At 74.3% G+C, this 12822-nt stretch carries 11 protein-coding genes; 7 read left to right on the forward strand and 4 right to left on the reverse strand.

All coding sequences use genetic code 11. The features are described 5' to 3' along the window. Positions 1-158: 158 nt before the first annotated feature. Positions 159-1709, reverse strand: a complete 1551-nt coding sequence (locus ACFVS6_RS27085) for a hypothetical protein (protein WP_389707750.1) — start codon at positions 1707-1709, stop codon at positions 159-161. A 72-nt stretch (positions 1710-1781) separates the two neighbouring features. On the opposite strand from ACFVS6_RS27085, the gene ACFVS6_RS27090 reads away from it, so the two are divergent. From ACFVS6_RS27090 to ACFVS6_RS27100, 3 genes are read left to right on the forward strand one after another with little or no spacing between them, the layout of a single operon-like run. Further along, on the forward strand, positions 1782-2561 hold the full coding sequence (locus ACFVS6_RS27090) for a LamB/YcsF family protein (protein WP_389707846.1): 780 nt from the start codon (positions 1782-1784) through the stop codon (positions 2559-2561). Next, positions 2558-3181, forward strand: a complete 624-nt coding sequence (locus ACFVS6_RS27095) for an allophanate hydrolase subunit 1 (RefSeq protein WP_389707752.1) — start codon at positions 2558-2560, stop codon at positions 3179-3181. The genes ACFVS6_RS27090 and ACFVS6_RS27095 overlap by 4 nt, the downstream gene beginning before the upstream one ends. Next, positions 3178-4041 carry a biotin-dependent carboxyltransferase family protein gene (locus ACFVS6_RS27100; RefSeq protein WP_389707754.1) on the forward strand — a complete coding sequence of 288 codons (864 nt, stop codon included), beginning with the start codon at positions 3178-3180 and terminating at the stop codon, positions 4039-4041. Before ACFVS6_RS27095 ends, ACFVS6_RS27100 begins: the two co-directional genes overlap by 4 nt. A gap of 79 nt (positions 4042-4120) precedes the next feature. Here the strand turns inward: ACFVS6_RS27100 and ACFVS6_RS27105 are convergent, their stop codons facing one another. Together ACFVS6_RS27105 and ACFVS6_RS27110 are read right to left on the reverse strand one after the other, a co-directional pair. Next, entirely contained in the window at positions 4121-5518 is a 1398-nt protein-coding gene (locus ACFVS6_RS27105) for a HEAT repeat domain-containing protein (protein ID WP_389707756.1), read from the reverse strand. A gap of 342 nt (positions 5519-5860) precedes the next feature. After that, entirely contained in the window at positions 5861-6262 is a 402-nt protein-coding gene (locus ACFVS6_RS27110; protein WP_281205205.1) for an ankyrin repeat domain-containing protein, read from the reverse strand. Positions 6263-6566: 304 nt separating this feature from the next. Here ACFVS6_RS27110 and ACFVS6_RS27115 point away from each other — a divergent pair, with 304 nt between their 5' ends. Together ACFVS6_RS27115 and ACFVS6_RS27120 are read left to right on the forward strand one after the other, a co-directional pair. Further along, a complete protein-coding gene (locus ACFVS6_RS27115) occupies positions 6567-6761 on the forward strand; it encodes a hypothetical protein (RefSeq protein ID WP_007262923.1) in 195 nt (64 codons plus the stop codon). Positions 6762-6999: 238 nt separating this feature from the next. Further along, on the forward strand, positions 7000-8673 hold the full coding sequence (locus ACFVS6_RS27120) for a hypothetical protein (RefSeq protein WP_389707758.1): 1674 nt from the start codon (positions 7000-7002) through the stop codon (positions 8671-8673). 9 nt (positions 8674-8682) lie between these two features. Here ACFVS6_RS27120 and ACFVS6_RS27125 read toward each other — a convergent pair whose 3' ends face one another. Further along, positions 8683-10185 carry a PLP-dependent aminotransferase family protein gene (locus ACFVS6_RS27125; protein WP_389707760.1) on the reverse strand — a complete coding sequence of 501 codons (1503 nt, stop codon included), beginning with the start codon at positions 10183-10185 and terminating at the stop codon, positions 8683-8685. 181 nt (positions 10186-10366) lie between these two features. Here ACFVS6_RS27125 and ACFVS6_RS27130 point away from each other — a divergent pair, with 181 nt between their 5' ends. Both ACFVS6_RS27130 and ACFVS6_RS27135 read left to right on the forward strand, forming a co-directional pair. Next, positions 10367-11137 carry a glycerophosphodiester phosphodiesterase gene (locus tag ACFVS6_RS27130; RefSeq protein WP_389707762.1) on the forward strand — a complete coding sequence of 257 codons (771 nt, stop codon included), beginning with the start codon at positions 10367-10369 and terminating at the stop codon, positions 11135-11137. A 66-nt stretch (positions 11138-11203) separates the two neighbouring features. Then, positions 11204-12574 carry an MFS transporter gene (locus ACFVS6_RS27135; RefSeq protein ID WP_389707764.1) on the forward strand — a complete coding sequence of 457 codons (1371 nt, stop codon included), beginning with the start codon at positions 11204-11206 and terminating at the stop codon, positions 12572-12574. The last annotated feature ends 248 nt before the right edge of the window (positions 12575-12822 follow it).

The following is a 12822-nucleotide window of genomic DNA, read 5'->3' on the forward strand; positions in this document are numbered from 1 at the left end:
CCGCCCGTGCGACGCGTGAAGCCGGCGCACCACGTGAAGCCCATGCACGACACGCGCCGCGTGGGGCCCGTGCATCGCCTGCGGCCCGTGCGCCGTGTCCCGGTCGGACCCGGAGGCCGGGTCGGCGGCGCGGGGGGTCCGGTCGGTCGGGGTGGGGGTCATGCCGCCTCCGAGCGGTCCGCGGCCATTCCGGCGGCGTCCAGGAGGGCGGTGCCGACGATGAGGTCGGCGCCGCCGAACTCCGGGTCGTCGAGGACGGTCCCGTCGTCCACGGCGAACAGCAGTCGCTCCTCGCCCTGCCGGTACGCCGTCCCCACCGCGGGACTCGCCGCGTGGACGGCCAGCAGGGCGACCAGGTACGGCAGGTCCGGGTCGCTGCGGCGGGCCTCGGCCAGGAGTCCGGACAGGCGGCGCGGGGCGTCGTGGGGCAGGTCCAGGAGCCGGGTCGCGGCGGCGAGCTGCTCCTCGCTGAAGCGGCTGTCGTCCGGGGTGGCGATGAGGTCGGGCTCCGGCATCTCCACGCCGAGGTGCTCCCGCTCCTGGGGCGGGGTCAGCAGGATCTCGACGAGGTCGGCGACGCGGACGGAGACGGGCGTGCGCAGACCGGTGCCCGCCGCGAAGAAGGCGTCGGTGACGCGGACGGCCTGTTCGAGCGGCAGGGGCAGCAGGGGGGCCACCAGCTGGCCGTACAGGTCGATCCCGGAGCGCGGCGCGGGTGCCGCGAAGGCCTGCCGGTCCTGCTCGGCGCGGAACAGCGGGCCGGCGTCCAGGAGTCGGGACTGGAGCTGGGTGTGGCGGCGGATGCAGTCCTTGACGATGTCGACCAGCTCGGCGGCGCGCCGCTTGTTGTCGGGGTCCTCGGCCTCGTCGCGGGCCTTGCGGATGTTGGTGAGGATCGCGTTCTCGTGGCGGTAGCGGTCGGCCACGTGGTCGAGGGCCTCGGCGATCATGTCGGGAACGGCCTGGAGCCAGTCGACGGCCCGGACGTTGCGCCGCGTCGCGTCGAGCGTGCGGCGCAGGGTCTCCGCGTACTGGACGGTCCGGTAGCGGGCCTGCTCGGCGGCGAGCTGGGCGTCGGCGAGCCGGCCGCGGCTGATCAGCACCTCCAGCTTGACCTCGGCGGCGATCTGCGCGCTGGTGACATCGGTGTCGAGTGCTCCGACCAGGACGTTGACCGCCTCGTCCGTGGTGCGCAGGTACACCGCGCCGCCGTAGCCGGGCACCTCCTCGATCAGCTTGAAGTCGTAGTCGCGGCGGACGTAGACGCCGTCGGGTCCGAAGGTGCCGTAGATCGCGCGGAACCCGCGGTCCACACTGCCGACGTTGATCAGGTTCTCCAGCACCCAGCGGGCGACCCGCTCGTGCTCGGCCGCCGGGCGGGACGGCGCCTGGGCCGCGACCCGCGGCAGCAGCCTGGCCACTATCTGCTCGGCGTCCGCGCCCGTGTCGAAGTCCATGTTCAGCGTGACCAGGTCGATCGCGGACAGCGCGACCTCCGCCATCGCGTAGACCCCGTACTCGCCCGCCAGATTGGCCTTGCGGACGTCGAGGTCGTGGAGCGGGGCGGTGCAGGCGAGGGCGCGCAGCCGCCGGGCCAGGCCCTCGTCGGCGGCCGGGCCCGGCGCCGGGGACGGAAGGGTCTTCGCCGGGGCGGGGAGAGTCACGACGGAAAGACTAGGCGGTGACACGGACAACATCCCAAACGGCATGGTTCGGCCGGATCGTCCCCGGCGCCGTGGAGGGTCGGGGGTGCGCTGTTCTACGCTCGCGGCATGGCTTCCATGATCACACCCTCAGCGGCCGCGATCGACCTCAACGCCGACCTCGGCGAGGGCTTCGGGAGGTGGACGCTGACCGACGACGAGGCCCTGTTGTCCGTGGTGACGAGCGCGAACGTGGCCTGCGGCTTCCACGCCGGCGATCCGTCGATCATGCGCCGGGTGTGCGAACTGGCCGCCGAGCGGGGCGTGCGGATCGGCGCGCAGGTCTCCTACCGCGACCTGGCCGGCTTCGGGCGCCGGTCGATGGACGTGCCGCCGGGCGAACTGGCGGACGAGGTGGCGTACCAGATCGGGGCCCTGGAGGTGTTCGCGCGGGCCGCCGGTTCCCGGGTGTCGTACGTGAAACCCCACGGCGCGCTGTACAACCGCACCGTCCACGACGCGGGCCAGGCGGGCGCCGTCGTCGCGGGGGTCCGCCTCGCGGCCGGAGCCGCGGGCCTGCCCGTCCTGGGCCTGCCGGGCTCGCTGCTGCTGGCCGCCGCCCGCGACGCCGGTCTGGACGCCGTCGCGGAGGCCTTCGCCGACCGGGCGTACACGCCCCTCGGCACCCTGCTCCCGCGCGGCGAGCCGGGCGCGGTGCTCCACGACCCGGACGCGGTGGTGGCCCGGGCCGTCCGGATGGCCGCCGAGGGCGCGGTGACGGCCGCCGACGGGACCCCGGTCGCGGTGGCGGCCCGCTCGCTGTGCCTGCACGGCGACACCCCGGGCGCCGCCGACCTGGCCCGCCGGGTGCGCGAGGCCCTGGCCGGCGCCGGGGTCGCGGTGGAGGCCTTCGCATGAGGATCGACGTGCTGCCGGTCGGGAACTCCGCCCTGCTGATCGAGGTGGAGTCGGCGGCGGACGTGGCCGCGCTGCACGCCGAGGTGCTGCGCCGCCGGGACGCGGGCGAGCTGGAGGGCGTACGGGACGTGGTGCCCGCCGCCCGGACCGTGCTGCTCGACGGGGTGCGCGACCCCGTGCGGCTGGCCGGGCGGATCGCCCGCTGGCGGGTCCCGCCGCTCGCGGGGACCGACGGGCCGCTGGTCACCGTCCCCGTCCGGTACGACGGCCCGGACCTGACGGAGGTGGCCGCCGGGTGGGGGGTGTCGCCGGACGAGGTCCCCGGGCTGGTCGGCGGCATCGTCTTCCGGGTGGCCTTCTGCGGGTTCGCCCCCGGCTTCGGCTATCTGACCGGGCTGCCCCCGCACCTGCGCCCGCCCCGGCGCGCCACGCCCCGTACGGCCGTCCCGGCGGGCTCGCTCGCGCTGGCCGGCGAGTACGCGGGCGTCTACCCCCGCTCCTCCCCCGGCGGCTGGCAGCTGATCGGCTCCACCGACGCGGTGCTCTGGGACCCCGCACGGGAACCGGCGGCCCTGTTCGCACCCGGGGTACGGGTCCGGTTCACGGAGGTCGGCGCATGAGCGGGCTGCTGGTGCTGCGCCCGGGGGCGCTGACCACCGTCCAGGACCTCGGCCGGCCCGGGTACGCCCACCTCGGGGTGCCCCGGTCCGGCGCGCTCGATTCCGGGGCCCGCGACCTGGCCAACCGGCTGCTGGGCAACCCGCCGGACGCGGCGGTCCTGGAGACCACCCTGGACGGCGTCGCCCTGCGCGCCCTGGCACCGGTGACGGTGGCGGTGACGGGCGCGCCCTGCGCGGTACGGGTCTGCGGGCGCCCGGCGGCCTGGGGTGCGCCGGTCCGGCTGCGTGCGGGGGCGGAGCTGGACGTGGGCCGGGCGGAGTCGGGAGTGCGCGGCTACGTCGCGGTGCGGGGAGGGTTCCGCGTCCCGCCGGTGCTGGGCAGTCGCTCGACGGACCTGCTCTCCGGGCTGGGCCCGGCCGTCCTGACGGCCGGCGCGGAGCTCCCGGTGGGCACCCCGGGCCCGGATCCGGTCCACGGGGCGGACGCCCTGCGGGTGCCGGGTCCGCCGGCCGAGCTCGTCCTGCCGGTGAGGCTGGGCCCGAGGGCCGACTGGTTCACGGTGGCCTCCCTGCGGGCGCTGCTGACCGCGACCTACCGGGTGTCGGCGGCATCGAACCGGATCGGCCTGCGCACGGAGGCCGGCCCCCCGCTGGCCCGCCGCCGGGCGGGCGAGCTGTCGAGCGAGGGAATGGTCCTCGGGGCGGTCCAGGTCCCGCCGGACGGCCTCCCGGTGCTGTTCCTGGCCGACCATCCGGTGACCGGCGGCTATCCGGTGGTCGGGGTGGTCCCGGAGGGCCCTCCCCTGAACGCCGCCGCCCAGGCCCGCCCGGGCACACGGGTGCGGTTCGTGGGGGCCTAGGCCCCCCGACCGGGGCCCGGGCCCCCCACCGGCCGCACCTGCCGGCCGAGACCGCGGACCCGCCCCCGCAGGGGCCCTGCTACATCGCCGATTCCGGTGTGATGCGGCTACGGACCGCCGACTGGACGTCCTCCTCCTCCGCCGGGTCCGTCGCCAGGCGGCGCAGGCGCGGGGTGACGCGGGCGTCGGCGGTCTCCGCGTGGCGGGCCGCCACCTCGCGGGTGGTCTCCTCGCAGTCCCAGAGGCATTCGACGGCGAAGCCCGCCGCGAACGTCGGGTCCGTGCTGGCCAGCGCCCGGGCGGCGCGGCCGCGCAGGTGCGAGGAGGCCGTCTCGCGGTAGATGTGGCGCAGCACGGGGGCGGCGCAGCCGATGGAGAGTCGGCCCGCGCCGTCCACGAGGGCGAAGAGGCGGACCGTGTCCGGGCCGGAGCCCCGGACGGTGGAGCGCAGGGCTCCGAGGACGAGTGCGGCGTCCCCGGGGCCGCCACGGGCCGCGAGGAGGGCCGCGGCGGCCGCTCCGAGGGCGTCGGGGCGGTGGACCCACAGGCGGGCCCGGTCGAGGGCCGCGGGCCCGCACATGCGCTCGTAGGCGGCGACGGCGGGCTCGTCCCCGGCGGCTTCGATGAGGTCCAGGACGGCCGGGTTCTCCGGTTCGGCGAGGACCAGGTGGTGCAGGGCGGTGGCGCGGGCGGCCTCGCCGGAGGCTCCGGCCGCGGCCGCGAGGATGGCGGAGCGGTCCTCGGGCGCGGCCACGGCGGCGAGGCAGCGGGCGGCGGGCACGTGCAGCGGGGTGCCGCGGCGCAACCCGTCGGCGGCCCAGTCGAAGACGGCCTGGACCCCCCAGCCGGGTCGGGGGCCGCTGGGCGTCATCTGGCGCTGCCACCGGTCGAAGGAGCCCTGCTGCCGGGCGGCGCGCAGGCGCTCCCCGTACGGGGGCAACTCCTCCCACAGACACCACGGGCGGGGCTCGTAGGCGTCGCGCACGGCGGCGGCGAGCCGCGCCTCGCCCTCGGGGTCGGCGGGGAACCGGGCCAGTACGGGTGCGGCGAGCGAGCGCAGGCCTTCGTCGTCGTCGCGCAGGGCGAGTTCGTCGAGGGCCCACGCCCAGTTCGCGCCGGTGGCGGCGTACCGGCGCAGCAGCATGAGCGCGTCGTCGCGTCCGTAGGAGGCCAGGTGGCCGAGGACGGACAGCGCGAGGCCGGTCCGGTGGTCCTCCTCGTCGAGGAGGTCCTCGGCGCCGAAGAGGTGGGTCTCGATGGCGCCGAGGGGGCCGTCGAGGTCCAGGTACAGGCGGGCGTAGTACAGCGAGCGGTTCTCGACCTGCCAGTCCTGGCGCGGGTCGCGGAGCACGCACTGGTCGAGGGCCGCGAGGGCCTCGGGCCGGGGCGCCGCGAGGGCGTGCAGCGTGCCGTCGCCGCGGCCCCGCTGGAGGAGCCCGAGCAGCGTGCCGCTCGGCGCTATGACTGGTTCGAACATGGGAATGGCCTCAAATCAAGCTGGGGACGCAACCGGGAATCGGGATTCACAGGGCCGCGTAACAGCATGTGAGGACGTTCGCCGTCATGTTCCGCTCGATGTAGACCATTGCCTTCTCACTCTCGTCGGTGTCCGCGACCGTGGCGTCCGGTGGCGGCAGGGGTGGGTATCGACACCCTTCGTGTCCAGCCCGCTCCTGCCCGTCCGTCATGTCCGCGAATCGAATCCGACGCCATGATGACCCAGGCGGTTTGTGTGCCGCGACCACATTTAAGGCCGCCGTGACCAACCCGTGAGGTCGCGGGCCGGTCCTGGCCGGGGCTGCGCCCCGGAAAAAGTGGATTACTTGGCTCCGAAGAGTTCCAGCAGGTCGGCCTTGGCGAACATGCGGGCCGTGTCCACGGCGGAGGGCGTTCCGGCGTTCGGGTCGGCCCCGCCGGCGAGCAGCGCGCGGATGACGGCCTCCTCGCCCTTGAAGACGGCGCCGGCGAGCGGTGTCTGGCCGCGGTCGTTGGCGCGGTCGGCTTCGGCGCCGCGGTCCAGGAGGGCCGTGACGGCCTCGGCGTGCCCGTGGTACGCGGCGAGCATGACGAGGGTGTCGCCGCGGTCGTTGGTGAGGTTCGCGGGCACGCCCGCGTCGAGGTAGGCGGCCAGGCTCTCGGTCTCACCCTGACGGGCGAGGTCGAAGATCTTGGTGGCCAGTTCGATGACGTCCTCGTCGGGAGCGTCCTGGTGCTCGCTCATCGGTCGTACCGCCTTTCACTCGCTGCTTGCTGGCAAGAGTTTCCCCAGGCCGCGGGGCAGGGGGATGCACGGCACTGCGTCCGTACGGGTGAATCGCCAGGGTAGCGCCCGTTCCGGGACATGGTGGGGGCGTCTCAAGGCAAGGATCCCGGCCGACACCCTGCGGGGCGGACGCGCCAGCCGGGAGGGGCCGGTCAAGTGAAAAACGTCGGGATTCACTCGTATGCACCTTTTGTCGCATTGATACTTGCTGTGAGCCTGGAAGAACTGATGGTGACCGTCCCCACCCACCAGGAGAACTGCAATGGTCCTGTCCATCTCAGGTGTCGTCCTGCTCGGCATCATCTGCTTCCTCTTCTTCAAGAAGGACGGGATGAAGCTGACGCACGCGTTCGTCTGCGCGCTCTTCGGCTTCTTCCTCGCGGGTTCCGCCATCGCGCCGAGCATCACGGCGAGTACGGCGAGCCTCGCGAGCCTTCTCGGCGGGATCAAGCTCTAGGGGCCGTCGTCGAAATCGCGTCGTCGCCCGGAGGGCGGCCCCGCGGTGTCCGGTGCGTGCTCCCGGCGTGCCGGGCGGAAGCCGGTGCACCGGACGTACTCGCGCTTTCGCCCGGTGCGGCGGGAGTGCGTGCCGGGCACCGCGGGGCAGACGGGAGTTCGGCGACAGCCCCATGGCCCGGCAGGGCTCGGATCCCCGACAGCATCGTCCTTACGATCCACGAATCCAGGAGACGACCGTGGCACGGCGCCCACTCCCCCGAATCCTCAGCAGCGGCGCCCCGTCGCTGGCGCGGGGCCGCGACCTGGCTCGCTCGGCCGCCGACAACGCCACGGACGTCCTCCATCCGCTCCTCGTCATCGGACGAGGGCTGCGCGTCCTGGCCTCCACCGGGCGGCGCAAGTGGGCCGACACCCCCAAGGACAAGCGCGGTCCCGCGCTGTTCCTGGGGGCGGCCTGCGCCCTCGCGGTCGGCCTCGTCCCCTACGGACCGCTCCTCGCCCTGATCACCCTCATGGCGGCGGCGGCCTGGCACGGGCGCGACCGCACCCCCGTGAGGACGGGTCCCAGCGACGCCGAGGGCGAACGCCTCGGCTCCCTCTACGAAGCCCTCGTGCCGTACTTCTCCATTGCCGAGGACCCGAGCCCGCTGTTCTCCCACGGCGGGAACTGGGACGAGGCCTTCAGCGGCTACGAGTTCGACGGAGCCGGCCGCCTCACCCGGCTCCGCATCCGCTACCCCGCCTACTTCACCGACGGCGAGGCCGCCTCGCGGGCCCGGATCGAGGCGCTGCTGCACGCCAAGTCCGGGCGCGGCCGGGAGTACCTCTTCGATTGGGACGAGGAGGGCAACCAGCTCTGCCTGAGCGTGCTGACGGCGCTGACGACGGGCATCGTCGCCCAGCCGTTCGTGACCTCGCCCGGCGAGACGGTCCTCGGCTTCACCGACGCCGGCGCGGTGCAGCGCACGCTGCCCGTCGTGGAGGGCGACGAGCCCCGCGACGTGCCGCCGGTGCTGTGGCGGACGGGCCCCCGTTCCACCGAACCCCACCTGCTGGCCGTCGGCACGCCCGGCAGCGGCACGTCGAGCCTCCTGCGCTCGATCGCCCTGCAGGCGCTGCGCCACGACGGGGACGTCCTCGTCGTGGAGGGCGGCGGCAGCGGCGAGTACACCTGTCTGACCGGCCGGGAGGGTGTCCTCGCCGTCGAGTGCGGTCCGACCGGCGCCCTGGCCACCCTGGAGTGGGCGGCGCAGGAGACCGAGCGGCGTCTGATCGCCACGCACCGGGCCCGCGAGGCGGGCCGCCCCGCCCCGGAGGACACCCGGCGGCCGCTGTGGGTGCTGCTGGACCGGCCCAGCGTCCTCGCGCACCTCGCCGCCGCCGACGGGCGGCCCGATCCGCTGGCCCAGCTCCAGGTGCCGCTGCGGCACGGTCGCGCCGCGCACATCACGGTGGTGGTGGCCGAGCAGTTCGAGCACCTGGAGCTCCTGAACGACGCCGTCTGGCAGCACACCCGGGCCCGGGTCGTCCTCGGGCCGGCGACCGTGCAGCAGATCACCGACGTCCTGGGGCTGCCGCCGCACACCACCCCCACCGCGCAGGTCCCGCCGGGGCGCGGTTACGCCCGGCTGGGCGTCGGGCCGGTGCACCGCCTCCAGGTCCCCGCGACGCCGGATCCGTACGACGACGCCGCCCACCCGGCCCAGCGGCAGGCGGTGCTGGAGCTGCTGCCGGAACGTCGGGGTGCGGGCTCCGAGGGGGCGTCGGACCGGCAGGAGGCCCTCCCGGAGGGAACCCGCGAGGAGCACGTCACCCTGTCCCGGCAGCTCCAGCCGCAGCCGCCCGCGCAGGCGCAGGGCCCGTCGATCGACGCCTCCGAGATCCCGGAGGTCCCGGCCGACGCGCCGTGAGGACCCGGCTCAGGCCACGAACGTACGGGGCGGTTCCGCACCGCCTCCGCCCGCCCCGGTACCGACCAGGCGGGCGGCCGCCGCCAGCCGCGCGGCGGCCTCGTCGGCCACCGGGCCGCCCACGGTGAACGGCAGTCGGACGTAGCCCTCGAAGGCCCCGTCGACGCCGAACCGTGGCCCCGAGGGCACCCGGACGCCGACCCGCTCCCCGACCTCGGCGAGCCGCGACCCGGAGAGGCCGCCCGCCCTGGCCCACAGGGTCAGCCCGCCCCGGGGCACCTCGAACTCCCAGTCGGGCAGTTCCCGGCGTACGGCGGCGACCAACGCGTCCCGGTTGCCCCGGGCCTGCTCCCGGCGGATGCCGACGGCCTCCTCCCAGCCCCCGGTCCGCATCAGCCAGTTCACCGCGAGCTGTTCCAGCACCGGGGTGCCGAGGTCGGCGTAGGCCCGGGCCGCGACGAGGCTGCGGATGACGTCGGGCGCGGCGCGGACCCAGCCGATCCGCATGCCCGCCCAGAAGGCCTTGCTGGCGGAGCCGACGGTGACCACGGTGCTGCCGGCCGGGTCGAAGGAACACACCGGACGCGGCATCTCCTGCTCGGGGTCCAGGCGCAGCTCGGCCATGGTCTCGTCGGCGATCAGGACGGTCCCCGCGGAGCGGGCGGCCTCGACCATCGCGCGCCGCTGGTCGTCGGAGGCCAACGCCCCGGTCGGGTTGTGGAAGTCGGCGACGACGTAGGCCAGGCGCGGCGCGGAGTCCCTCAGGACCTGCCGCCACACGTCCATGTCCCAGCCCGTCAGTCCTTCGGCCATGGCGACGGGCACGAGGCGGACCCCGGCGGCGCGCATGAGCTGGAGGATGTTGGCGTAGGACGGGGACTCGACCGCGATCCGCTCGCCCCGGCCCGCGAAGAGGCTGCAGATGGCGTCGATGGCGCCCATGGCCCCGGTGGTGACCATGATCTGTTCGGGCATGGTCGGGATGCCGCGTTCGGTGTAGCGGTCGGCGAGCATCCGGCGCAGCGCGGGCAGCCCGGCCGGGTAGTCCCCGTGGGTGTGCGCGTACGGCGGCAGTTCCTCCAGGGCGCCCTGGACGGCCTTGGTGAGCCAGGGCTCGGGGGCCGGGAGCGCGGCGCAGCCGAGGTCGATCATCGAGCCGAGGGATTCGGGCGGCAGGGGTTCCAGGCCGCGGGCGGGCAGCGGGTTGCCCGCCGGTACGGAGGTCCAGCTGCCCGCGCCGCGGCGGGATTCCAGGAAGCCCTCCCCGCGCAGGGCCTCGTAGGCGGCGGCGACGGTGGTCCGGCTGAGGGACAGGGCGACGGCGAGTTCCCGTTCGGCGGGGAGCCGGGCGGCGACGGGTACGCGGCCTTCGAGGACGAGCAGGCGGATGCCGTCGGCCAGGGTGCGGTACGCGGGCGCCTTGCGGGTGCCCGGTGCGCCGGGGCGCTCCTGTTGCGAGCCGATGAGCCGGGCGAGCTGCGCGGCACCGACCGCTGAGGTCCACTGAGCCATGGCGTCGGGTCCACCTTTGTCGAATTGGCCCCGTCGGGCGGGGTTCGGGGCCGGTATTGGATTGGTTGCGCGGGCCCAGGGTGTCACGGGGCGGTCCATTCGGGCCAGGTGGGGGCGTGCGTTCACCGTGCGGCCATGCGGCTGCTGCCGGCCCGGGGGGTCCAGGAGGCATACTGCGGCCGTGACTCACGTACGCCTTCGCCACCCGTATCTGGACCACCCGGCTCCGATTCCCTTCGCCCATCGGGGCGGGGCCGCCGACGGGCTGGAGAACACCGCCACCGCCTTCCGCAGGGCGTCCGCCGCCGGGTACCGCTACTTCGAGACCGACGTGCACGCCACGGCCGACGGGAAGCTCGTCGCCTTCCACGACGCGACCCTGGACCGGGTGACGGACGGGAGCGGCAGGATCGCCGAGCTGCCCTGGAAGCGGCTGCGGGAGGTCCGGGTGGCGGGGAGCGAGCCGCTGCCGCTGTTCGAGGAGCTGCTGGAGGAGTTCCCGGACGCCCGCTGGAACATCGACCTGAAGGCCGAGTCGGCGCTGCACCCGCTGGTCAACCTGATCGCCCGCGCCGGGGTCTGGGACCGGGTGTGCGTGGGGTCGTTCTCGGAGAGCCGGGTGGCCCGGGCGCAGAAGGTCGCCGGCCCGCGACTGGCGACCTCGTACGGGGTGCGCGGGGTGGTGGGGCTGAGGCTGCGCTCGTACGCCATCCCGGCGGCCCTGCGGGTCGGGGCGGTGGCGGCGCAGGTTCCGGAGGTCCAGGCGGGGATCCGGGTGGTCGACCGGCGGTTCGTGCGCACGGCGCACGAGCGGGGGCTCCAGGTGCACGTGTGGACCGTGAACGAACCGGAACGTATGGAAGCGCTGCTCGACCTGGGTGTCGATGGCATCATGACCGACCGGATCGACATCCTGCGCACGGTCCTCGACCGGCGCGGCGCCTGGGCCTGACGTGCCCCGGACCGCCGTGCCCGGGGCGGCGGGCCGGGCGGTACGGGGACCAGCGAGGGGGCGCGCATGAGCGAGCGGACGGACAGCAGAACGGAACCCGGCGCGGGGGACGGCGCGGCCGCCGCCGCGCGCAAGCGGGAGCAGCACGGCTGGTACGTGTACGACTTCGCCTGCTCGGTGTACTCGACGAGCGTGCTGACGGTGTTCCTCGGGCCGTACCTGACCGCGGTGGCGAAGGCCGCCGCGGACGCCGAGGGCTACGTCCATCCGTTGGGCGTACCGGTGCGGGCCGGGTCCTTCTTCGCCTACTCGGTGTCGGCGTCGGTGATCCTGGCCGTACTGATCATGCCGCTGGTGGGCGCCGCGGCGGACCGCAGCGGACGCAAGAAGCCGCTGCTGGCGGTGGCCGCGTACACGGGTGCGGCGGCGACGGCCGGCATGTTCTTCCTGGACGGTGACCGCTATCTGCTGGGCGGTCTGCTGCTGATCGTCGCGAACGCCTCGTTGGCGGTCTCGATGGTGCTCTACAACGCCTTCCTGCCCCAGATCGCCACGCCGGAGGAGCGGGACACCGTCTCCTCGCGGGGCTGGGCCTTCGGCTACACCTCGGGCGCCTTCGTACTCCTCCTGAACCTGGTGCTGTTCCAGGGGCACGATTCCTTCGGGCTCTCCGAGGGCGAGGCGGTCCGGATCTGCCTGGCCTCGGCGGGCGTGTGGTGGGGCGCGTTCGCGATCGTCCCGCTGCGCAGGCTGCGCGACCGGGCCGTGGTCAAGGAGGGCGCCGGCGCTCCCGCGGTGAGCGGCTGGCGGCAGCTCGTCGCGACGCTGAAGGACATGCGGCGCTATCCGCTGACGCTGTCGTTCCTGTTGGCCTACCTGGTCTACAACGACGGGGTCCAGACCGTCATCTCGCAGGCTTCGGTCTACGGCTCGGAGGAGCTGGAGCTGGAGCAGTCCACGTTGATCGTGGCGGTGCTGCTGGTCCAGGTGCTGGCCGTGGCGGGGGCGCTGGGCATGGGGCGGCTCGCCCGGACCCACGGGGCCAAGCGGACGATCCTCGGTTCGCTCGTCGCGTGGACGCTCACCCTGGCGGCCGGGTACTTCCTGCCGGCCCGGACACCGGTGTGGTTCTTCGCGCTGGCCGCGATGATCGGACTGGTGCTCGGCGGCAGCCAGGCCCTGTCGCGCTCCTTGTTCTCGCACCTGGTGCCGGCGGGCAAGGAGGCCGAGTACTTCTCCGCGTACGAGATGAGCGACCGGGGGCTGAGCTGGATCGGACCGCTCGTCTTCGGGCTCACCTTCCAGGTCACGGGCAGCTACCGGGACGCGATCATCTCGTTGGTGGTGTTCTTCGCACTGGGTTTCGTGCTCCTCGCGAGGGTGCCGGTGCGGCGCGCGGTGGAGGCGGCGGGGAATCCTGTTCCCGAGCGGGTCTGAGGGACGGATCCGACCTGGACGCGGATACGAATTCGGAACGAATTTCGACGTTGAAGCGAAGGGCCGGTAGTGTACGCCTTTGGCCTGCCAGCCGGACCGTTACTGCGCGCTCAAGAAGTGTGGACGTTGGGTGACATCTGCTGCCAGATGTGACAAAACGGGCAGTGGTGGGTACAACAAGGGGCGGCACGACGGGCGACGCACGACCCGGAGCGGGAATCTATACCGCCGACCGGACGTTGACCGGA

It is taken from the genome of Streptomyces sp. NPDC057939 (assembly GCF_042887545.1).
GTDB lineage: Bacteria > Actinomycetota > Actinomycetes > Streptomycetales > Streptomycetaceae > Streptomyces.

What these genes read in the sequence shown, in the direction of transcription:
- ACFVS6_RS27115 (WP_007262923.1), top strand. Translation starts at nt 6,567, where the DNA reads ATGGTCCTGTCCATCTCAGGTGTCGTCCTGCTCGGCATCATCTGCTTC.
- ACFVS6_RS27100 (WP_389707754.1), top strand. Translation starts at nt 3,178, where the DNA reads ATGAGCGGGCTGCTGGTGCTGCGCCCGGGGGCGCTGACCACCGTCCAG.
- ACFVS6_RS27125 (WP_389707760.1), bottom strand. Translation starts at nt 10,185, where the DNA reads ATGGCTCAGTGGACCTCAGCGGTCGGTGCCGCGCAGCTCGCCCGGCTC.
- ACFVS6_RS27135 (WP_389707764.1), top strand. Translation starts at nt 11,204, where the DNA reads ATGAGCGAGCGGACGGACAGCAGAACGGAACCCGGCGCGGGGGACGGC.
- ACFVS6_RS27085 (WP_389707750.1), bottom strand. Translation starts at nt 1,709, where the DNA reads ATGCCGTTTGGGATGTTGTCCGTGTCACCGCCTAGTCTTTCCGTCGTG.
- ACFVS6_RS27110 (WP_281205205.1), bottom strand. Translation starts at nt 6,262, where the DNA reads ATGAGCGAGCACCAGGACGCTCCCGACGAGGACGTCATCGAACTGGCC.
- ACFVS6_RS27105 (WP_389707756.1), bottom strand. Translation starts at nt 5,518, where the DNA reads ATGTTCGAACCAGTCATAGCGCCGAGCGGCACGCTGCTCGGGCTCCTC.
- ACFVS6_RS27090 (WP_389707846.1), top strand. Translation starts at nt 1,782, where the DNA reads ATGATCACACCCTCAGCGGCCGCGATCGACCTCAACGCCGACCTCGGC.
- ACFVS6_RS27095 (WP_389707752.1), top strand. Translation starts at nt 2,558, where the DNA reads ATGAGGATCGACGTGCTGCCGGTCGGGAACTCCGCCCTGCTGATCGAG.